At 63.7% G+C, this 19,389-nt stretch carries 17 protein-coding genes; 9 read left to right on the top strand and 8 right to left on the bottom strand.

The window, feature by feature from the left end:
• The 4 genes from J4F42_04850 to J4F42_04835 all read right to left on the bottom strand — a co-directional run.
• Positions 1-335: class II aldolase/adducin family protein (locus J4F42_04850; GenBank protein ID MCE2484816.1), on the bottom strand; the 335-nt coding region annotated here is incomplete at its 3' end.
• The gene (locus J4F42_04845) at positions 332-661 is read right to left on the bottom strand and encodes a hypothetical protein (protein ID MCE2484815.1); all 330 of its coding nucleotides are present in this window, start codon (positions 659-661) and stop codon (positions 332-334) included. The genes J4F42_04850 and J4F42_04845, both read right to left, overlap by 4 nt.
• On the bottom strand, positions 649-3,198 hold the full coding sequence (locus J4F42_04840; GenBank protein ID MCE2484814.1) for an AAA family ATPase: 2,550 nt from the start codon (positions 3,196-3,198) through the stop codon (positions 649-651). Before J4F42_04840 ends, J4F42_04845 begins: the two co-directional genes overlap by 13 nt.
• Positions 3,191-3,628, bottom strand: a complete 438-nt coding sequence (locus J4F42_04835) for an Hsp20/alpha crystallin family protein (GenBank protein ID MCE2484813.1) — start codon at positions 3,626-3,628, stop codon at positions 3,191-3,193. Before J4F42_04835 ends, J4F42_04840 begins: the two co-directional genes overlap by 8 nt.
• 57 nt (positions 3,629-3,685) lie before the next feature.
• On the opposite strand from J4F42_04835, the gene J4F42_04830 reads away from it, so the two are divergent.
• Positions 3,686-5,011 (top strand): YihY/virulence factor BrkB family protein, encoded by a 1,326-nt coding sequence (locus tag J4F42_04830; GenBank protein MCE2484812.1) that lies wholly within the window; start codon positions 3,686-3,688, stop codon positions 5,009-5,011.
• A gap of 79 nt (positions 5,012-5,090) precedes the next feature.
• Entirely contained in the window at positions 5,091-6,392 is a 1,302-nt protein-coding gene (locus J4F42_04825) for an MFS transporter (GenBank protein MCE2484811.1), read from the top strand.
• A 316-nt stretch (positions 6,393-6,708) separates the two neighbouring features.
• Here J4F42_04825 and J4F42_04820 read toward each other — a convergent pair whose 3' ends face one another.
• Entirely contained in the window at positions 6,709-7,143 is a 435-nt protein-coding gene (locus tag J4F42_04820; protein ID MCE2484810.1) for a hypothetical protein, read from the bottom strand.
• Between the two features lie 113 nt (positions 7,144-7,256).
• Here J4F42_04820 and J4F42_04815 point away from each other — a divergent pair, with 113 nt between their 5' ends.
• From J4F42_04815 to J4F42_04805, 3 genes are all read left to right on the top strand, one after another.
• Positions 7,257-9,428 carry a VWA domain-containing protein gene (locus J4F42_04815; GenBank protein ID MCE2484809.1) on the top strand — a complete coding sequence of 724 codons (2,172 nt, stop codon included), beginning with the start codon at positions 7,257-7,259 and terminating at the stop codon, positions 9,426-9,428.
• Between the two features lie 139 nt (positions 9,429-9,567).
• Positions 9,568-12,303: a hypothetical protein gene (locus J4F42_04810; GenBank protein ID MCE2484808.1), complete on the top strand. Its 2,736-nt coding sequence runs from the start codon at positions 9,568-9,570 to the stop codon at positions 12,301-12,303.
• A 56-nt stretch (positions 12,304-12,359) separates the two neighbouring features.
• Complete coding sequence (locus tag J4F42_04805) at positions 12,360-13,601, top strand: ATP-binding protein (protein MCE2484807.1); 1,242 nt, start codon at positions 12,360-12,362, stop codon at positions 13,599-13,601.
• A 109-nt stretch (positions 13,602-13,710) separates the two neighbouring features.
• Here J4F42_04805 and J4F42_04800 read toward each other — a convergent pair whose 3' ends face one another.
• The 3 genes from J4F42_04800 to J4F42_04790 all read right to left on the bottom strand — a co-directional run bounded on the left by J4F42_04800 (position 13,711) and on the right by J4F42_04790 (position 16,153).
• On the bottom strand, positions 13,711-15,135 hold the full coding sequence (locus tag J4F42_04800) for an aspartate aminotransferase family protein (GenBank protein ID MCE2484806.1): 1,425 nt from the start codon (positions 15,133-15,135) through the stop codon (positions 13,711-13,713).
• A gap of 119 nt (positions 15,136-15,254) precedes the next feature.
• Positions 15,255-15,656 carry an Hsp20/alpha crystallin family protein gene (locus J4F42_04795; GenBank protein MCE2484805.1) on the bottom strand — a complete coding sequence of 134 codons (402 nt, stop codon included), beginning with the start codon at positions 15,654-15,656 and terminating at the stop codon, positions 15,255-15,257.
• Between the two features lie 47 nt (positions 15,657-15,703).
• Entirely contained in the window at positions 15,704-16,153 is a 450-nt protein-coding gene (locus J4F42_04790) for an Hsp20/alpha crystallin family protein (GenBank protein ID MCE2484804.1), read from the bottom strand.
• Between the two features lie 206 nt (positions 16,154-16,359).
• Here J4F42_04790 and J4F42_04785 point away from each other — a divergent pair, with 206 nt between their 5' ends.
• The 4 genes from J4F42_04785 to J4F42_04770 form a co-directional block, all read left to right on the top strand.
• A complete protein-coding gene (locus tag J4F42_04785) occupies positions 16,360-17,148 on the top strand; it encodes an enoyl-CoA hydratase/isomerase family protein (protein MCE2484803.1) in 789 nt (262 codons plus the stop codon).
• A gap of 32 nt (positions 17,149-17,180) precedes the next feature.
• Positions 17,181-18,281 (top strand): phenylacetate-CoA oxygenase subunit PaaI, encoded by a 1,101-nt coding sequence (locus J4F42_04780; GenBank protein ID MCE2484802.1) that lies wholly within the window; start codon positions 17,181-17,183, stop codon positions 18,279-18,281.
• Between the two features lie 5 nt (positions 18,282-18,286).
• Positions 18,287-19,033: an AMP-binding protein gene (locus J4F42_04775; protein ID MCE2484801.1), complete on the top strand. Its 747-nt coding sequence runs from the start codon at positions 18,287-18,289 to the stop codon at positions 19,031-19,033.
• Positions 19,014-19,389 (top strand): AMP-binding protein (locus J4F42_04770; protein ID MCE2484800.1); only part of this gene is annotated, 376 nt, incomplete at its 3' end. The genes J4F42_04775 and J4F42_04770, both read left to right, overlap by 20 nt.

Raw genomic sequence — 19,389 nt, 5'->3', positions numbered from 1 at the left:
AGCGGCGTGGCGGCCACGCCAAACGGAATCAGGCTTGGCGCGTGGTTATGCACCACCGCCCGCACCTCGGGCCGGGCCCGGTAGATTTCGCCGTGGATGAAGCGTTCGAGGTAGAGTTCGGATGTCTGGTGTGTTGGCCGGCTGTCGAGGTCAAACTCCACAATATCGGCGGCCGTGACCGTCTCCGGGGCGATAGCCCGCGACAGCAGATAGTGGTCGGGCTTGTGGGGTGAGCGCAGGCTGACGTGGCCGTAGCCATCGACAATCCCGTGCCGGGCCAGAATCCGGTTGGCGGCGACGAGGTCCGCCAGCGCTGCGTCGGTGTCGGGTGTCATTGGCCTGAGGAGGGACGGTCTTTGGATACCGTTTGGGATGCCGCTCGGTCGCTTTCGACAACCCGCGCCTCGGTGATAATCACATCCTGATCGTCCTCCCGGGTCTCTTCCAGATGCTCTTCCATGTTCTCTTTTTTGTGGGTGGTCCACGCTCCGAGCAGCAGGGTGGCCAGACCGAGAACGAACTCGTCAAGAAAAGGAATGAGGTCGGGAATCAGCACGTCGAGCACGAACAGGCCGGCGGTCAGCATAAACAGCTGCGGAAAGCGCAGGCGGCGGGCAACGCGTAAGATCAGCGGGCTGAGAAGACTGGCTATGAGACGCATGTCTTAGTCTCCGTCGGGACCGGTTTTTCTTCGTGGTCCGGGTTTATGTGGTCGGCCTCGTCTCCGTCTGTTTGCTTGTGGGTGCCAAATTTCCTGATCCGCACCGCCAGCTCCTGGAGACGCCGGCTGACCCGGCCGTTGATCGTCTCCGCTTCGTCAACCGAGCCGGCGCGCAGGCCGCTGAGCAGCTCAATGCCCTGATCAATCGTCTGGACCGGGTAGATGTGGAACCGGCCGTCTTCGACCGCCCGCACGACATCGGCGCGCAGGATGAGGTTGCGGACGTTGGCGGCCGGGATCAGCACGCCCTGCTGACCGGTCAGGCCGTGGGCTTCGCACACATCAAAAAAGCCCTCGATCTTTTCGTTCGCCCCGCCAATGGCCTGAACTTCTCCCCACTGGTTGACCGAACCGGTCACGGCCAAATCCTGGCGCAGGGGCACCTCGGCCAGCCGCGACAGCAGGGCGTACAGCTCGGTTGACGAGGCGCTGTCGCCGTCAACACCCGAGTAGGACTGCTCGAAACACAGGCTGGCCGACAGGGCGAGCGGTTTATCCTGGCCGAAGCGGTTACGCAAATAGCCGGACAGAATGAGCAGGCCCTTATCGTGGCTCGACCCGCTCAGACGCGACTCGCGCTCGATATTGACAATCCCGGCCTGGCCCATGCCGACACTGGCCGTGATGCGCGACGGCCGGCCAAAACTGTGGCCGCCGATATCGAGGACGGCCAGGCCGTTGATCTGGCCGACTTTCTTGCCCTGACTGTCAAGCAGGACCGTGCCGCGGGTGATCATCTCGCGCAGCTCTTCTTCAATCCGGTTGGCCCGAAAGCGACGTTGCTGGAGCGCGGTTTCGACATGCGCGGCGGTCACCAGCCCAGCCTTGTCCTTGCCCGCCCAGTAGGCAGCCTCACGAACCAGGTCGGCGACTTCGGTCGAGGCTGCCGAGACCTTCTCGCGGTCGCCGACTCGACGCGCCCCGAACTCGACCAGGCGTGCGACCCCGGACCGCTCAAAGTGCGGCAGGTTTTCCTGCCGGCACAGCCGGGCGACCCACTGGCCGTACAGCTGACCGTGCTGGCCGCTGAGTTCCAGCGTGTGTCGAAAGTCGGCGTGGACCTTGAACAGGTCTTGAAACTCGGGATCGAGCGCATACAGGCTGTGATACAGGCTGGGGCTGCCGACAACGATCAGCTTGAGCTGGACGGCGACCGGCTGGGGCTGGAGGCCGGCCGCGCTAAACAGCGAAAGCGGCTCATAGGTTTCGGGCGCGATGCGGCCACTCTTAAGGGTGCGTTTGAGGGTCTTCCACACCGCCGGTTCGGTCAGCGCGTCTTCCAGATTAAAGATGAGATAGCCGCCGTGGGCGCGCAGTATGGAGCCGGCCTTGATGCGGGTGAAGTTGGTCACCAAACGCCCGCCCCGGTCGAGCACGCGTTCGATGCTGCCAAACAGATTCTGATACGTCGGGGTGTTTTCGGTCAGCACCGGAGCGCCCGTGGTGTGGGCGTTATCGACGACGACGTTCACCTCGTACTCGTACAGCTGGTCCTGACCGACCAGGGTTTGGCCGACCAGGGTTTGGCCGACCGGGGCTTGGTCGACCGGAGGCGACACGCCCGGCGGCCCGTCGTGGTCGGTCGGTTCCTTGAAGGCATCGAGGTGTTCGACCGTATGCCGCTTGACCTGTTCGAGGTAGGCAGCGACCGCCGAACTGTGGATGTCCTGACCGATGGCCGCGAGGTGGGGGGCAATCACGTTTTCGCAGAAGCGCTGCTCGACCTGACGGATGTCCTCGGCCATGGCCCGCATGATGTCGCGCTGCTGGCGGGGAAAGTCGGCCAGGTCGGCCAGCAGCGCGCGGCGCTTGTGTTCGATGGCGGCCTGTTGGTCCTCGGCCAGCTGTTGGAACTCTTCGGGTCCTTTCAGCGGCTGGCCGTTGACGACCGGGATCAGGATCATACCCTGGGGACTCATTTGCAGCAGGAAGCCCTTGTCTTTGGCCTTGGCCTCAAGACTCGCGTTGAGGGCTTGGGCCTGGGCCAGATATTTTTCCTTGAGATCGTCCTTTTCCCGGTCAAAGGCTTCTTCGCGGAAGGCCTTGGGCAGCTCTTCGCGCAGGGATTTCACCAGCTGGCCCATGCGCGCCTTGAGCCGGGCGCCGTGGCCGGCCGACAGGCCGATTGCCTGCGGCACGTCCGGGTCGGCAAAGTTATGCACGTATACCCAGTCGCCCGGCGTTGGGGCCTGGCGGGCCTGTTGGGCGACCCAGTCGTGGACGACATCGAGTTTCTGGGCTCCGGCCATGCCGGAGACAAAAATATGAAAGCCGCTGCCCGCGATGCCGAGTCCGAGATCGAGCGCGGCCTGGGCTCGCTCTTGGCCGACGAGGTCGTGGTCGGGCGGCTCAAGCTCGGCCGTGGTCTGAAAAGCCGTTGGAAACGAGACCTGGAAGCGTAACTCCTCGGCGCTCAGTTCGGTTGGTGGGGGCAGGGGCGGCGCTTCGTCTGAGTGGCCCGACGCGGGGCTAGACATGCCGCCGTCTCCTGGTCGTTCGGATTTTGGGCAGGCTGACCCGCAGCACGCCGTTGCGAAACGTGGCGTGGATGCGATCCGGGTTGACCGGGGCGGGCAGGCGAATCCGGCGCACGAACTGGCCCGAGTGGCGTTCCTGGCGGAAGACGTTCTCACCCCGCCCGGTACGGCTGACCGACCGAACGCCGCGCAGCACGAGTTCTCCGTTTTTGACCTCGACCGCGATGCTCTGCTTGCTGACGCCGGGCAGGTCGGCCTCAAGCACAAAAGTCGTTTTGGTCTCATACAGGTCGAGTTGGGGCGCCCAGGCCTGGACCTGGTCCGGTCGTCTGCCCCAACGCCGATGGATCAACTCGTCAAACAGTCGATCAACCTCTCGGGTCGCCTCCTGAAAAGGGGTCGGAAGTTGCCACGGATGCCGCTGCGCCATGTGCAATGCCTCGTCTGTGCCTCGGTCCGCCGAGACCGCGTCTTGGAATCGGCTCGGGTGTCCTGTCCAGTTACACTGGACCGGAGTCCGGATGCAAGCCCTGCCCGGCTCAGCTATACTGGGCGGGTGTTGACCTCGCCGTATGTGCTGCGTTGTCGGGCTCAGTTGGCGCACTTCTTCAGTGTCGTGGTGTGGCGGCTGGGCGAGGATCTGCTGCACCTGCAAGCCATGGGCCTGACCTACGCCATGCTGCTGGCGCTGATCCCGTCGCTGGCGGTCGCCTTTGCGGTCTTGAAGGCGTTTGGCGTCCAGAATCAGATTGAGCCGTTTCTGGTTCAGGCTTTCGAACCCCTGGGTCCGGAGGGCGTTGAGGTCGTGCGCCGGGTCATCGAGGTGGTGAACAATATCCAGGTCGGTGTGCTCGGCGTTGTCGGGGTGGTCATCCTCTTTTATACCGTGATTTTCCTGATCGGTGAGATCGAAAGCGCGCTGAATCGGATCTGGAAGGTGCGCCGGCCGCGCAGTTGGAGCCGACGGCTGAGCGGCTACCTGAGCGTATTGCTCATCGGCTCGGTGCTGGTTTTCATGAGCCTGACCCTGATCGCCTCGGTCCAGAGCTACTGGCTGGTCCAGCGCATCGTGGAGATCCAGATTTTCGGGCCGATTCTGGCCACCCGGGGGACGCGTTTCCTGCTGTTGTGGCTGGCCTTCACGTTTTTGTACCGCTTCATGCCCCACACCTGGGTGTCGCTGCGCTCGGCCCTGATCGGCGGTGGGGCGGCTAGTCTGCTGTGGCAGCTGGCCGGGGTGGTGTTTGCCGCCTTCTTTGCCGGCTCGGCCCGCTATGCGGCCATTTATTCGAGCTTTGCCGTACTGATTCTGTCCCTGCTGTGGCTGTATGTCGGCTGGCTGATCGTCCTGATCGGGGCCGAGGTGGCCTACTTCCACCAGCATCCGACCGACTACTTCAAAAAGGAATCGACCCGGCCGGACAGTCATGCGGCCCGTGAGCAGCTGGTGTTGGCGATGCTGGTCGCCATCGGCCGTCGCGCACTCAACGGCAAACCGCCCTGGTCGGCGACCGAGCTGGCGGTCTCGCTCCAGGTGCCGCTGTCCGGGCTGGAAGACTGTCTGGAGCGATTTGTCCACAGCGGCATCCTGCTGCGGGCCAGCGAGCCGGCCTGGGTGACACTGGGACGCTCGCCCGAACGGGTTGGCTTGGTCGAGATCCTGGCTGTCCTGCGGGGTGATGTGCCTGAGGCTCAAGACAACGGCCGGCTGGGCGATGTCTTGCAGCGGCGGGACCGGGCCGTTGAGCAGGCCCTGGCCGGCGTCACCCTGGCCGACCTGTGTGCTACACCAGACCCGCCCGGCAGACCATGACACACGGATTGGGAATGGCTGGGGGGTGTCGAATCCGACGCGCGGCGTGTTCTCGGACGTCGCTTGGAGTGTATCGACCGTGCGTGTGAGAGCTGACCGGCTGGCCGCGTTCGGCCTGGGTCGGCCCGAGTTGCGGGCCTGGGCGCTGTACGACTGGGCCAATTCGGCTTTTTTTACCACCGTTGTGGCGGCCGTCTTTCCGGTCTATTTCAGCTCGGTGGCGGCGGTCAATGTGCCGCCCAGTGTGGCCACCGCACGCTATGCCGCGATGACCACCGTCGCCCTGGTGTTGATTGCGATGGCCGCGCCCCTGCTCGGCGCCTGGGCCGATATGGCCGCCCTACGCAAAAGACTCCTGGCCGTCTTTATGGGCGCCGGCGTGTGCGCCACTGCGGGCCTGGGCTGGGTCTACAGCGGTGACTGGCAGCTGGCCGCAGTGCTGTTTGTGATTGCCAATATCGGGGTGTCGGGCAGCATTGTTTTTTACGACGCGCTGCTGCCCCACCTGGCCCGATCGGAAGAGATCGATCAGGTCTCGACCGCCGGCTATGCGCTGGGCTATCTGGGCGGCGGCCTCCTGCTGGCCCTCAATCTGGCCTGGATCCAGTTTCCGCACTGGTTCGGCCTGGCCGATGCAGCGGCCGCCAGCCGCCTGTCTTTTGTCAGTGTGGCGGTATGGTGGCTGGTGTTCTCCTTGCCCCTGCTGCGCCGGGTCGCGGAACCGGGCCGCTCGGCCCGCTCGCAGTCCGGCCCGCTGCTGGGCGGGGTGATCGGTCGTCTGCGTCAGTCGGGCGGTGAGCTGCGGGTGTATAAGAACGCCGGGCTGCTGCTGCTGGCTTTTGTCATTTACAACGATGGGGTGGGCACGATTATCCGTATGGCGGCCATCTACGGCACCGAGATCGGGCTGTCGCAGGGCGTCCTGATCTCAGCCGTTCTGCTGGTGCAGTTCATCGGTATCCCGGCCGCCTTCGGCTTTGGCCGTCTGGCCGCCCGCATCGGCGCCAAGGCCGGCATATTTGTGGCCCTGGGCGTGTATATGGTCGTGAGCGTGGTCGGCTATTTCATGTCTACGGCCCTGCACTTCTACCTGCTGGCGATTCTGGTCGGCCTGGTCCAGGGCGGCTGTCAGGCGCTCAGCCGTTCGCTGTTCGCCAGTTTGATTCCCCGCCAGCGCTCGACCGAGTTCTTCGGTTTTTTTGCCGTGTGTGAGAAATTTGCCGGGATTTTCGGGCCTGTGGTTTTTGCCCTGCTGACGCTGGCAACCGGGTCAAGTCGGACGGCGATTCTGGCCCTGGTGGCGTTTTTTGCCGTGGGCGGGCTGCTGCTGTCCCGGGTTGATGTGGAGGAGGGCCAGCGGGCGGCGCGGGCCTGGCGCTGAGACTGTGGCCTCGTGCTGGGCGGGCCTGGCGTTGAGACTGTGGCCTCGTGCGGGGCGGGCGGTAGGGGCGGGTTTCAAACCCGCCCCTACAAAGGCAACGCTACTGAGGAGCCTGTCGAGGCAGAGATTCCGTATCGAGCTTGACCCTCTTCCCAAGAACACCTTACATTACCGCGATCAGTGCCTATGCACGTCTGCCCTTTGCACGTATGTAGCCACAAAGGCCAACAATCAATCGAGGTAGCACCCCATGAGCAAGCTTATCGAGGCTATACACAAAGGGATATACGACGCAAATTTCGAGTACGAGAAATGGTCACATGGCTACCACTGGCTGAATGATTCCGGTAACGAGGGCCTCTTGGTCGCTGGCATTACGAGGGCTCTGTATGAGCAACGCCAAGGCAGACACGAGCGCCTCTGGCTGGAAATGCCTTTTCACAAAATCTGGGCCGATACCGCCGACGAATGCAAGCAAAAGCGTGTAGACATCGCGTTGCTCGACAAATGTGAGAAACCGATATGTGTCATTGAGGTGAAACGGCATTGGGACAAAGACAAATGCTTGAAGGATCTGGATCGAATCAAATATCTCGTTGGAAACGGTCCCGTGCCCAGCGGAGTTCTTGCGGTATTGGTCGTCAGAGACGAGGCCAACCAAGCACTGAATGAAGCACTCAACCAAGCCAGGGCCGATGTCGCAGAATGGCACGCGAGACCGGACAACCGAGGGGTGAATATCTGCTGCCATACGAGCGTGTCCTGGGGCTATCCCATGATTTGGCGTTTCGGCCACGAATATCCCAAATATCCTGAGTGGCGGAGTTGGAAAGGGGCCAGCATTTGCATCGAGATCTCGCGTCCATGAAAGCAAACAGATTCAACGCCGAGATGTCGGCCGTGCTGGCCCGTATCCCGGCCTTGCAGCGTCAGGCCGTGGCCGAACTCTTGCCCCAGACCTGTCGGCTCCTGGCGGCCGAACTCCAGGCTCCGCTCCTGGCCTGTATCCGGGCCGTGGCAGCCGTGAATCCCAGGCCGCTGCCCGCACTCCTGGCCCTGATCGGACCGACCCTCAAGAACGTGGCGGTGTCAAGCCGCCTGCCTATTGTCGAGCGGATTGCGCGACTGGCCGAGACTTTTCCGGCCGGCCTGCCGGCCCTGTTCCGCAGCCTGGGCCGAGCCTATGACGCGGCCGGTGAAGACGGGGTGTTGCGCTGGATCGGTGTCGGCCAAGACATCGGCTGTCGGAACGCGCAGGCTGGCCAGGCTTTTTTTGCGCTCCGCTCCCAGACCGCCCAACTGACCCTGCGCGGCGCCTCGCCGGTCGTCCGTCTGGCCGAAGTCCAGGCCGTGCTGCTGAAATTCCTGCACATGCTGCGCGGCCCCAGCGGCGGCTTTGTCGAGACGCCGCTGCTCTTCGTGCCGCCGCCGCTGGCCGACCCCGAGGAGGAATGGATTCCGCTGCCGATGTGTGTCGATCACTTCTCGACCTATGAGGACAATTTTCGTCTCTACCGGGTGCTGGTCGCCCATCAGGCCGGGCGCCTGGTGTTCGGCACCTACGACTGTGTGCCGTCGACCCTGTGGGATGCCTTCCCGCCCTATGTCCGTACTTTGCTTGATGGAGACGCGGTCCGCCCTGAGACCTTTGCTGCCTACTTCGGGCTGTTTCCCCGCTCTGATCTGATTGAAGACATCTTCCTGGGTCTCGAAGCCAGGCGCGTTGCCGCCCGATTGACGGTCCACTATCGCGGCCTGGCCGACGACCTGGGCTGGGCTGCGGGGCTGACCGAACTCCAGCCGGCCGTGCCTGCGGCGCTCTTGTCCCAGATTCCGAGCGAGGAGTTCGGCCAGCTTGAACGGACCGGCACGGCCTCGGACTCCCTGGTCTGGGCGTCCCAGCTGTACGCCCAGTTCTTACAGGACGAGCAGCCGACAGCCGGCGGCTCGGCATCGGCCACCGAACTCGATTTTGACCAGGTGCCCGAGCAGGCGGCAGCCTTTCTGACCGGGGTGAATCTGAGCCGGGGAGGGGCTGACGAGGAGTCCGATGCCGAGCAGGCCGCCCGGCGGCGGGGTCGCACGGCCCGCGATCTCCACTATGTGTACGACGAGTGGGATTACGAGATTGAGGACTATCGCTCCCACTGGTGTGAGCTGCGCGAGGTTGGTCTGGCCCAGGATCAGGGCGCGTTTTTTTCACGCACCCTGGCGACCTATGCCGAGCTGACGCCGGATATCAAGCGTCAGTTTCAGCGCCTGCGGCCCAAGATGTTTCATCCGGTCACGGGACTGGAAGACGGTGAAGACATTGACCTCAACGCGGTGGTGGCCGCACGGGTTGACCGCCACCTGGGACAGACGCCGTCGTCCAAGCTGTACCTGGCCAGACAGCAGGTCAAGCGCGATGTCGGCGTGCTGTTCCTGGTCGATCTGAGCGCCTCGACCGCAGCTGAGTTGCCCGATACCTCGGCGGGGACGGTGCAGCGGGGCAAGGCGCGGGTGATTGACGTGATCAAGGAGGCGCTGGTCATCCTGGCGGTCGCCCTGGAGGAGATTGGCGACTCGTACGCCATCTACGGCTTCTCGAGCCGCGGTCGCCAGGATGTCGAGGTGTATCCGGTCAAGACGTTCCGGGATTCGCTGAGCGCCGAGGTGAAGGGCAGAATCGGGGCGCTGAGCCCGCAGGGCAGCACCCGCATGGGGACGGCGGTGCGTCACGCCACGCGCAAGCTGAAGGCTCTGGCCAGCCGGGCCAAACTGCTGGTGCTGTTGAGCGATGGCTATCCGGAAGATCAGGGCTATGGCAAGCCGGTGGTACCGCCGATGTACGGGCTGCGCGATACGCTGATGGCTTTTCGGGAAGCCGAGCGGAGCGGCATCCTGTCCTACTGTCTGACGGTCGACCAGGGCGGACACGACTATCTGCAGGAGATGTGCGCGCCGTCGCGCTATATGGTCATTGACGATATCCTGTCCCTGCCGACCGAGCTGCCCAAGATTTACCAGCGTTACATCTGGTCGCAGTGGTTGTAGACCGCCCTGAGCCGTGGTGGCCGGATGAGCGCCTCACGAACCGGCAGGCGGAAGCCGCAGCGGCACCAGTTCTCTCTTGCCCTCTCGCCAGACTTCTTGTACACCCACAGGCATACTCTGTCTGACGGGTAAGGGGAACATGACATCTGGAGATACCGCTGGCCTTGATCGGAGCCGTTTGACCGAGCCCGCCCGCCAACGGCTGGCTACCGTTCTTGACGAGTTGCCCGTGGCCTGGCAGACGCAGCTACTGGACGCGCTGGCTGAGGTGGAGACGGCAACACTTGAGGGCTGGCTTGCCGGTCAGCATCTGCACAGCTGGGTGGAGCACGGCCGCCGCGGCCTGACCCTGGATCAGAGCAAGAACGAACATCTGGCGCCGGCCTTTTTTGGGGCGACTTCCCAGGTCTTACCCAGGCTCAGCCAGGGCGACCTGAACGAGTGGTCGCGCCTGGCCTTTGATATTGGTGGGGTCGACCCCGCCCAGGTGTTTACCAGCCTGCCGGACGGTCTGACCGAGCTGGAGCAGGCCGAGCGGCTGAGCTGTTACCGGCTCGTCCGTAACTCGGTGTATCACTCGCCGACGGCTGCGGTGGCGCTGTACCGGGCGCTGCCGCACGCGTGTCTGATCATTCCGGCCGAGCTGCGAGCCACCTATCTGCGCTGTATCCAGGCCGGGGTGAGTTTCGATCCCGAGCCCCTGCCGGTGTCGGTGACCCTGTTCAGCTCGACGCTGCGTTCCCTGCCCCTGGAGACGTGCCGTACCCTGCTGGAACGGATCGGTCAGCTGGCCCAGTTTGTGCCGACCGGGGTTGCCCGGCTGTTCCGGGTGCTGGGCCAAGCCTATGACGAGGTCGGCGAGCAGGGCGTGCTGGGCTGGATCACGGCCGGTGAGGAGCTGGCCCGCCGCCGGCCCGAAGCGGCCGAGGCGTATTTTGCCCTGGAGTCGCGGACCAGCATACTGATGCTGCGCGGGACGGTGCCGGCCGTCATGCTGAGCGACGTGCACGGCGTGCTGCTCAAGTATCTCCACATGCTGGGCGGCACGACCTACAGCCTGGCCGAGACCGAAACGATGAGCTTTCCGCCGCCCTTGGGTCTAGACGACGAGGACATGCTGCCCCTGCCGGTGTGGGTCGAGGCTTTTCCGACCTATGAGGAAAACTTTCGCCTGCTGCGCATTATGGCCGCCCAACAGGCCGGTCGGGTGGCGTGCGGAACGTATGCGATTGATCTGGCCGACCTGTGGCCGTCGCTGCCACCCTACGTCCATCTGTTGCTGGCCGATGGGGCCGAGCCGCCGGATAACCTGTTCGACTTTTTCCACCTCTTTCCGCAGCCCAAACAGGTCGAGGCGCTGTTTGTGCATATCGAGAGCAAACGGGTGGCGGCTCAGCTGACCGCCTCGTACCGGGGCTTGCGAGAGGATCTGGCCTGGGCCGACGAACAGACCCAGCTCTACCCTGCGGCCCTGTCCATGCTGCTGCCGCGCCTGCCCAAGGCGCTGTGGCCCGACCTGACCAAGGACGGCTCGGCCGACGAGTCGCTGCTGCTGGCCACCGAGCTGTACGCGCATGTGATGGACAGTGGGGCGCGGCCCCAGGCGACCGAGCCCCGCCAGTCAAAAAAGGATCAGTTGACCGAGCTGGTGGAAGACGAATCGGCCCGACTCGTGCCCATGGAGGACGAGGGGCCGCGCAGCGCTGAAGGCCTGTCGGCCGAAGAACAGGCATTGCTGCGCAAAATTATCGCCCGGCTCAGGCAACACCAGAAGGAGCACCGCCGTCCCCAAGCACGCCCCGATAACGGCAAAACTTTCACCCTGTTTGGTGAGCCGGACCCAGACGGCGTCGAGGAAGAGCTGCTCCAGCCCAAACAGAAGAAGGCCAAGAACCGCCAACGGCTCACCTCGGCCGGGGTGCGCTATGTGTACGATGAGTGGGATTTCCTGATTGACGACTACCGTTCGCACTGGTGCGACCTGCGCGAGGTGCCGCTGGTCGGCGACGAAGGCGCCTTTTTCAGCAGCACCATGAGCGCCTACGGCGATGTGATGAAGGACATCAAGCGCGAGTTTCAGCGCTTACGGCCAAAGCTGTACCACAAGGTCAAGGGCCTGGAGGATGGGGAAGAGATCGATCTCGAAGCTGCGGTCGGAGCCCGGGTTGATCTGATTACCGGGGTGCCGCCCTCGACCAAGATTTATGCCGCCCGCCAGCCGACCGACCGCGATGTCTCAGCCCTGTTTTTGTTGGACCTGAGCGCCTCGACCGACGCCCGGGTGCCGGTTGCCGCAGTCGAGGGCGAGGGTGAACCCGAAGGCGAGCCCGAAGAGATGCGGATTATTGATATCCTCAAGGAATCGGTCGTGCTGTTGTCCTCGGCCCTTGAAGAGATCGGCGATACGTACGCGATTTACGGCTTTTCGAGCAGCGGGCGCAAGAATGTTGACGTCTATCCGGTCAAGACCTTTGTCGAATCCTTATCCACGGATGTCAAAGGCCGCATCAGTGCCCTGGCTCCCCAGCGCAGCACGCGTATGGGTGCGGCCGTCCGTCACGCCACGCGTAGGCTGAAAGACCTGTCGACCCGCGGCAAGATTCTCATCCTACTGAGCGACGGCTATCCCGAAGACGCCGACTACGGCCGTGAGCCGCACACGCCGACGTATGGCATCCGCGATACGATGATGGCCCTGCGCGAAGCGGAGCGCAGCGGCATCCTGTCGTTCTGCATCACGGTTGATAAGGGCGGCCACGATTATCTGCGTGAGATGTGTGCGCCGTCGCGCTATATGGTCATTGAAGACGTACTGTCGTTGCCGTCTCAGCTGCCCAAGATCTACCAGCGCCACATCCGTGCCCAGGAATTGTAGACGAAAGACATTCTTCTCTGGTTGAAAATTGACCACTGAGTGGCTAATTTTCAACCATGATTGACCGCCATATCACCTCCCAGGTACTGGCTGCGCTGGCCGATACGCCTGTTGTCGTGCTGACCGGAGCCAGACAAACGGGGAAGACGACTCTGGTCCGGGCTCTTGCCTCATCCGCCCATCCAGCCCGCTACTTCAGCTTCGACGATGCCGGAGTCTTGGCTGCCGCGCAGGCCGACCCGGCTGGATTTGTGGCTGGTCTTGACAGGCCGGTCGTCCTTGATGAGGTCCAGCGTGTGCCACAGCTCTTCGTGGCCCTGAAAGCCGGCGTGGATCGTGACCGGCACCCGGGCCGCTTCCTCTTAACCGGCTCGGCCAACGTCTTGCTCCTGCCGCGCCTGGCCGAACTGTTGGTGGGACGGATGGAGGTCTTGAGCCTGTGGCCCTTGGCCCAGAGCGAAATAGCAGGAGCGGGAGAAAGCTTTGTTGACCGGGTTTTTGTCGATCCGCCATTCTCGGTTTCGCCTGAAGCTTGGCCACAGCTGCTCGACCGCATCCTGCGGGGTGGATATCCGGAAGTCCTGGGTCGAGCGAGCGCGGCACGCCGGCAGGCCTGGTTTCAGTCGTATATCACCAGCCTGCTCCAGCGCGATGTGCGCGACTTGGTCAATGTCGAAAGACTGACCGCCTTGCCCCGTCTGCTTTCCCTGCTGGCGACGCGAGCGGCGAGCCTGTTGAATACCTCTGAGCTGTCTCGAACAAGTGGCATTCCGCTGAGCACCCTGAAGCGCTATCTGGCCCTGTTTGAAGCAACTTTTCTGATGCAGCTTCTTCCCGCCTGGTCCGGCAATCTCGGCAAGCGTCTGGTCAAAGCACCTAAGCTCTTCCTGAGCGATACGGGCGTGCTGGCCTCTCTGCTCGGGGCGAACCAAGGGCTGCTTGAGAGAGACCGAACGCTGGCCGGCCCGTTGCTGGAGAACTTTGTTGTGATGGAGCTTTTCAAACACGTGAGCTGGAGCCAGGTCCGACCCCGCCTGTTCCACTTCCGCACCCAAACGGGACAAGAGGTGGACCTTGTCCTGGAAGACGCGGCTGGGCGTGTTGTTGGCATTGAGGTGAAAGCCAGCTCAAGTGTAGCGGCGAAAGACTTCAAGGGGCTGCGGACCTTGGCCGAGGCTGTTGGAGAAGGTTTCTTGCGTGGCCTGGTGCTCTACACGGGGACGGAGAGTATTCCCTTCGGAGAAGCGTTTCACGCCCTGCCGGTACAGGCGCTGTGGCCTCCCGCCGCTCGGGGCTGAGTGAGAGCAGGGCCGATCTGGCTGTTGTACGGCTCATGGGTCCAAGGGCACGCAGAGTTTACCGAGAAATCGGTGTGTTGGCGACTCCTGTCATGGGGCGTTCATCGTCTCAGTCGCCCGCGGCTTGGCGCAGCAGCTCCCACACCTGTTCGACGTGGCCTTGGTCGGTGGTGTGATTGCCGATGGCGACCCGGATGGCGTACTGATCGTTCAGCTTGGTATGGGACAGGAACGCTTTGCCGCTGGCGTTGACGGCGTCGATGATGGCCGCGTTGTGCGCCTCGGAGTCGGCTTCTCCAGCCGGCTGATGACAAAAACACACCGTCGAAAAGGGGACCGGCGCCAGGCGCTGCCAGCCCGGTGTGGCGTCAAGCTGAGCGGCCAGCCACTGAGCGGAGCGGATATGGCCCTCGATGATACGGGCCAGACCCTGGTGTCCGTAGGCGCGAATGACCATCCACAGCTTGAGGGCCCGAAAGCGGCGGCCCAGCGACAAGCCGTAGTCCATCAGGTTGACGACCTCGGCTTCGTCGGTGCGCAGATATTCGGCCACCAGCGAGAAGGCGCGTTTGAGATCGTCCGGGCGACGGGTGTACAGCAGGCTACAGTCAATTGGGGTCAGCAGCCATTTGTGGGGATTGGTGACAAACGAATCGGCCCGCTCACAGCCGGCCAGGACCGAGCGGTGGGACGGCACCAGGGCGGCCGCGCCGCCGTAGGCCGCGTCAACGTGGAGCCACAGCCCATAGCGCTCACAAATGTCGGCAATGGCCGGGACCGGGTCGATGCTGGTCGACGAGGTCGTGCCGACGGTGGCGACCACGGCCAACGGTTTGACGCCGGCCGCCATATCCGCGCGTATCGCCTGTTCGAGCCGGTCCGGCCGCAGACGGAAGGCGGCGTCGGTTTCAACCTGGCGGGTCCAGCGCCGACCAATGCCGAGGGCGATGGCGGCTTTGTCAATAGAGCTGTGGGTTTGGGTCGAGCCGTACACGGCCAGGGGCGGCAGGTCGGTTCGACCGGCCATGCCCCGGTCGCGGATGTCGAGGCCGGCCGCCTCCCGGGCGGCGGCCAGGGCGTACAGGGTTGACGCCGAGGCCGTGTCGGTGATTTCGCCGAACCAGCGGCTGGGCAGTCCCAGCATCTGGGCTACCCAGCTCAGGGTGCGCTGCTCCAGCTCGGTGGCGGCCGGCGAGGTGCGCCACAGCATGGCGTTGACGTTGAGGGCGGCCGAGATCAGCTCGCCGACAATGCCCGGCCCGGAGCCGCTGATCCCGAAATAGGCAAAAAACGCCGGATGGTTCCAGTGGGTGATGCCGGGCAGGATCAGGCGATCAATATCCTGGAGGATCGTTTCCAGCGACTCGCCGTGCTGGGGAGGCGAGTCGGGCAGGCTCGCGGCAATCTGACCGGGCGAGACTTGGGACAGGACGGGACGATCCTGGACCGTTTCGAGATAGGCGGCAACCCAGTCCGCAGCCTGGTGGAGCGCGCGGCGGAGTTCGGCCGGACTCGGACCTGCAATCGTATCCATAGTCGGACGTATAACACACCACGGGTGAGCGGGATAACGGCGCGACCCTCTGTGCCCCAACGCACAGGGGGCAGGAACCCCACGGCTCCCGCTCCCCGAATCGCGCCTGAGCGGCCAGCCTAGGCGCCGACCTGGACCGCGATACGCCGGGGCTTGGCGCTCTCGGCCTTGGGCAGTCCGAGTTCCAAGACGCCGTCGGTCAGCCGGGCGTGGATTTTCTCGGCGTCGATCACGTTCGACAGGCTGAAGCGGCGCTGATAGTTGCCGACCCTGTACTCGGTGTAGACCGGGCTCAGGTCCTGGTAGTCGTCCAGGGCAAACTGGCCCTCAATCGACAACACATTTTTGTCCACGTTGATCTCGATCGAGTCCTCGCGCACGCCGGGCATGTCGGCGCGTAGCCACAGCGCCTGGTCGGTCTCGAAAATATCGACGTGGGGCACATAGGTCCGGCCCGGGCGGGTGTGTTCTTCGGTTTGGACTTCTTGTTTCTGCTGGGTGGTCAGTTCGTGTTCCGGCATGGGGGTGCTCCTCCTCATTGTGCGCGTGGTTTGCATACGGGCGCAGCTCAGGCTGCCCGGACGGCAATCTGACGCGGTTTTGCTTCGGCCCGCTTGGGGATGCGGATGGTCAGCATGCCCTGTTTGTACGCAGCCTCGGCCTGGTCGAGGGCCAGGTCGGTCGGAAACTGAAACGAGCGGGAGAACTGGCCCATGCCGCGTTCGCGCCGATGGTAGCTGGCGTCGGGATCGGCCGAGGGGTCACGCTTGCCGCTCAGGGTCAGAGTCCGGCCCTGGCTCTCGATGGCGATGTCTTCGGGCGCCACGCCGGGCACCTCGAAGCGGACGACATAGTTGCCCTCGGCGTCTTGCAGGACGTTGACGGGCGGGAAGACGCCCCGTCCCGACAGGTCCATGTCAAAGCCGCGGGGGTTTTCAAACACGCGGTCAAACTCGCGCTGTAAGCGCATGAGGGCGTTCAGCGGGTCGCGTTCGGGTGAGAATCGGAAGAATGCCATGGGAAACTCCTTTCTTACTGTGAGGGATACCTGTGTCTCTCCGTGCGGGGCTGGTCCCCGCTGTTGCTGCACCAAAGGTAAGGGCGGTCGGACTGAGGTCAAGGCGTGCAAAAAATTTTTTTGTCGATTCGGCAAACCGGGCTGACCGACCTTGCGATTTTGTCACCGGGCTTCTAGAAAAAAGGGGTATGACAGAGGAGACAGCTATGCCGCAGCCCCTGGTCCGCTACGCCGCCCAGCACGGGATCGCCCTGATCGAATTTGATAATCCGCCGGCCAATACCTACTCGTACGAAATGATGACCGAGCTGGACCAGGCCATTCTGCGGGCCCGGTTTGACGATGAGATTTACGTTCTGCTGCTGCGTGGGGTGGGGGACAAGTTCTTTTCGGCCGGGGCCGACATCGAGATGCTCAACCAGGTGTCGCCCCAGTTCAAGTACAACTTCTGCCTGCACGCCAACGAGACGCTGAACCGCCTGGAACGGACGCCCAAGCTGGTCATTGCCGCGCTTAACGGCCACGCCGTGGGCGGCGGGCTGGAGATTGCCATGGCCTGCGACCTACGTCTGGCCCGGCGTGACGCGGGACAGGTCGGCCTGCCCGAGATTGCGCTGGGCGTCCTGCCCGGCACCGGCGGCTCGCAGCGCCTGACCCGCCATATCGGCAAGGCCCGGGCCCTGGAACTCATGGCCACCGGGCGCCGGATCTCGTTTGAAGAGGCCCAGGATTTGGGGCTGGTGCACGATATTTTTGACGCCCAGGACTACTTTGAGCAGGTGCTGGCCTATGCGCGGCAGTTCACCCCGCCGAACAAGGCCAGCAAAGCGGTCGGCCGCATCAAGCTGGCCGTCCAGGCCGGGGCCGAGATGCCCCTGTTTGAGGCGCTGAGCCTGGAGCAGGAGTTGCAGGCCGGCCTGTTTTCGAGCGCGGACGGCCAAGAGGGTCTGCGGTCGTATGTGACCAAGAGCATGCCGCAGTTCAAGGGCGTATGAGCGGGCGCGGAGCGGCTCGCAGGGAGTAGACGATGGCAACACGGATGCAGACTTTTGACGACTGGATGGACCTGTTCAAAGGCTGGCAAAAAGACATTGGGCTGGATGTCGGCGAGCTGGGCGACTATCAGTGGGAGATCAAGTTCGGCCAGCTGGAACAGTCCGAGATCGAGTTTGGGGCCTACGCCGGCCACACAAAATGGGAAAACCTCCTGGAGGTGCCCGACCAGCGGATTCGGGACGCCCTGCTCAACCTGATTCGGGTCCAGGGCGATACCGAGTTTGCGTCGACCGAGCAGCAGCGCGAGCTGTTCGACACCGCGCCGTCGGACTTTGATCGCCACAGCCTGGCCCGTATCATCTGTGAGGAGACGCGCCACGGCTGGCAGATGGCCTATCTGCTGGTGACGTATTTCGGTACCAGCGGCAAGGTCGAGGCGCAGAAGCTGCTGGAGCGGCGGGCGTTCAAGAAGACGCGCCTGCTGGGGGCGTTTAACGAAGACATTCGCAACTGGCTGGACATGTACGCCTTTACCGAGTTTATCGACCGCGACGGCAAGTATCAGCTCAAGATGGAGAGTTTTTCGGCCTTTGCGCCGTTTGCGCGCAGCATGGGGCCGATGCTCAAGGAAGAGCAGTTTCATCTCGGCACCGGCCACAACGGCCTCAAGCGCATCCTGCGCGCCCAGAAAATTCCGGTTACCCTGATCCAGAAGTATTTCAATAAATGGATTCCGGCAGCCTATGACTTGTTTGGCACCGACCACTCCTCGTCCGCCCAGTGGGCCTACGCCTGGGGGGTCAAGGGCCGTTTTGACGAAAACACCGCAGCCGAGCCGGCCGATCCAGAGCGGCTCAACGAGCACGCCCGCCAGCTGTTCTACCAGGAGTGCCTGGGCCTGATTGACAACCTCAACCTGCTGGTGACCGAGGACCAGCCCAGGCTGTATAGGCGGCGGATCGGCGAGTATGCCGACCAGCCGTACAGCGCTCAGGGCGAGTTGCTGAGTCCCGAGGCGTATGCCCGGCACTGTGAGGAGGTTCTGCCGACGGCTGCCGACGCCGCGCTCGTCCAAGACCTGATGCGGGATGGCGACTGGATTGAGCCCAAAAAAGCCGGACTGGAGGCCTGAGGACCATGGCCGTCCCGGATATTCCCGAACGCCTGAACGCGGCCACGGTTTTTATTGACGCCCATCTCGCCGAGGGACGTGGCGAGCGGACTGCCCTGCGTTGGCGCGACCAGACGATCAGCTACGCCGAGCTGGCGGCCAAGGTGAACCAGACCGGGAACGCGCTGCGGCGCCTCGGCGTGCGGGCCGAGGAGCGGGTGCTGCTGGTCGTCCTGGACTCGCCGGCCTTTGCCTACGGCTTTTGGGGCGCGCTCAAAATCGGGGCGGTGCCGGTCCCGGTCAACACGGCGCTGCGCGCCGAGGACTACGCCTATCTGCTCGACGACAGCCGGGCGAGCACCCTGATGCTGTGGCCGACCCTGGCCCCGGTGGCCCGGACACGCCCGGTTTCCAGTATTATTATCGGCGCGGCCCAGCCGGGTGGCATGGCCTTTGATGAATGCATTGCGTCTGAAGCCTCGGAGCTGGAGCCGCACCCAAGCCACCGCGATGACGCTGCCCTATGGCTGTACAGCTCGGGCTCAACCGGCCTGCCCAAAGGGGTCGTCCATCAGCACCGGAATCTGGTCTACTGCGCGGAGACCTACGCCCGTGAGATCTTGGCCATCGGTCCGGATCAGTCTGGCTGCGCCGCGCCTGTTTTTCGCCTATGGGCTGGGCGGCGGCATGAATTTCGCCCTGCGGGTCGGCGCGACGGCCGCGCTGGTACCCGAGCGCCCGACTCCGGACGGTATGTTTCGCGCTATCAGTGAGTACAGACCGAGTCTGTTTTTCGGCGTCCCGACCCTGTACGCGTCCATGCTGCAAATCCCGGACGTTGAAAGTCGCTACGACCTGTCCAGCCTGCGGCTGTGCGTCTCGGCCGGCGAGCCGTTGCCCGGCGAGCTGTTCACGCGCTGGAAGGCGCGCTTCGGCCTGGAAATTCTGGACGGCATCGGCACGACCGAAGCCCTGCATATTTTTCTGTCGAACCGCGCCGGCCGCGTCCGCCCGGGCAGTTCGGGCCTGCCGGTCGAGGGCTATGAGCTGCGGGTGGCCGATGAGGCCGGACAGCCGCTTGCCCAGGGTCAGATGGGCGATCTGCTGGTGGCCGGCGGCAGCCTGACCT

Source organism: Desulfurellaceae bacterium, assembly GCA_021296095.1.
Lineage (GTDB): Bacteria > Desulfobacterota > Binatia > Bin18 > Bin18 > JAAXHF01.
Note: the sequence above shows the minus strand (reverse complement) of the source record. Positions and strands in the feature narration are given on the sequence as shown.

Coding starts and splice junctions, on each gene's coding strand:
- J4F42_04845 (MCE2484815.1), bottom strand. CDS start 661: ATGCGTCTCATAGCCAGTCTTCTCAGCCCGCTGATCTTACGCGTTGCC.
- J4F42_04840 (MCE2484814.1), bottom strand. CDS start 3,198: ATGTCTAGCCCCGCGTCGGGCCACTCAGACGAAGCGCCGCCCCTGCCC.
- J4F42_04835 (MCE2484813.1), bottom strand. CDS start 3,628: ATGGCGCAGCGGCATCCGTGGCAACTTCCGACCCCTTTTCAGGAGGCG.
- J4F42_04820 (MCE2484810.1), bottom strand. CDS start 7,143: ATGGCAGCAGATATTCACCCCTCGGTTGTCCGGTCTCGCGTGCCATTC.
- J4F42_04815 (MCE2484809.1), top strand. CDS start 7,257: ATGAAAGCAAACAGATTCAACGCCGAGATGTCGGCCGTGCTGGCCCGT.
- J4F42_04810 (MCE2484808.1), top strand. CDS start 9,568: ATGACATCTGGAGATACCGCTGGCCTTGATCGGAGCCGTTTGACCGAG.
- J4F42_04805 (MCE2484807.1), top strand. CDS start 12,360: ATGATTGACCGCCATATCACCTCCCAGGTACTGGCTGCGCTGGCCGAT.
- J4F42_04800 (MCE2484806.1), bottom strand. CDS start 15,135: ATGGATACGATTGCAGGTCCGAGTCCGGCCGAACTCCGCCGCGCGCTC.
- J4F42_04795 (MCE2484805.1), bottom strand. CDS start 15,656: ATGCCGGAACACGAACTGACCACCCAGCAGAAACAAGAAGTCCAAACC.
- J4F42_04790 (MCE2484804.1), bottom strand. CDS start 16,153: ATGGCATTCTTCCGATTCTCACCCGAACGCGACCCGCTGAACGCCCTC.
- J4F42_04785 (MCE2484803.1), top strand. CDS start 16,360: ATGCCGCAGCCCCTGGTCCGCTACGCCGCCCAGCACGGGATCGCCCTG.
- J4F42_04780 (MCE2484802.1), top strand. CDS start 17,181: ATGGCAACACGGATGCAGACTTTTGACGACTGGATGGACCTGTTCAAA.
- J4F42_04775 (MCE2484801.1), top strand. CDS start 18,287: ATGGCCGTCCCGGATATTCCCGAACGCCTGAACGCGGCCACGGTTTTT.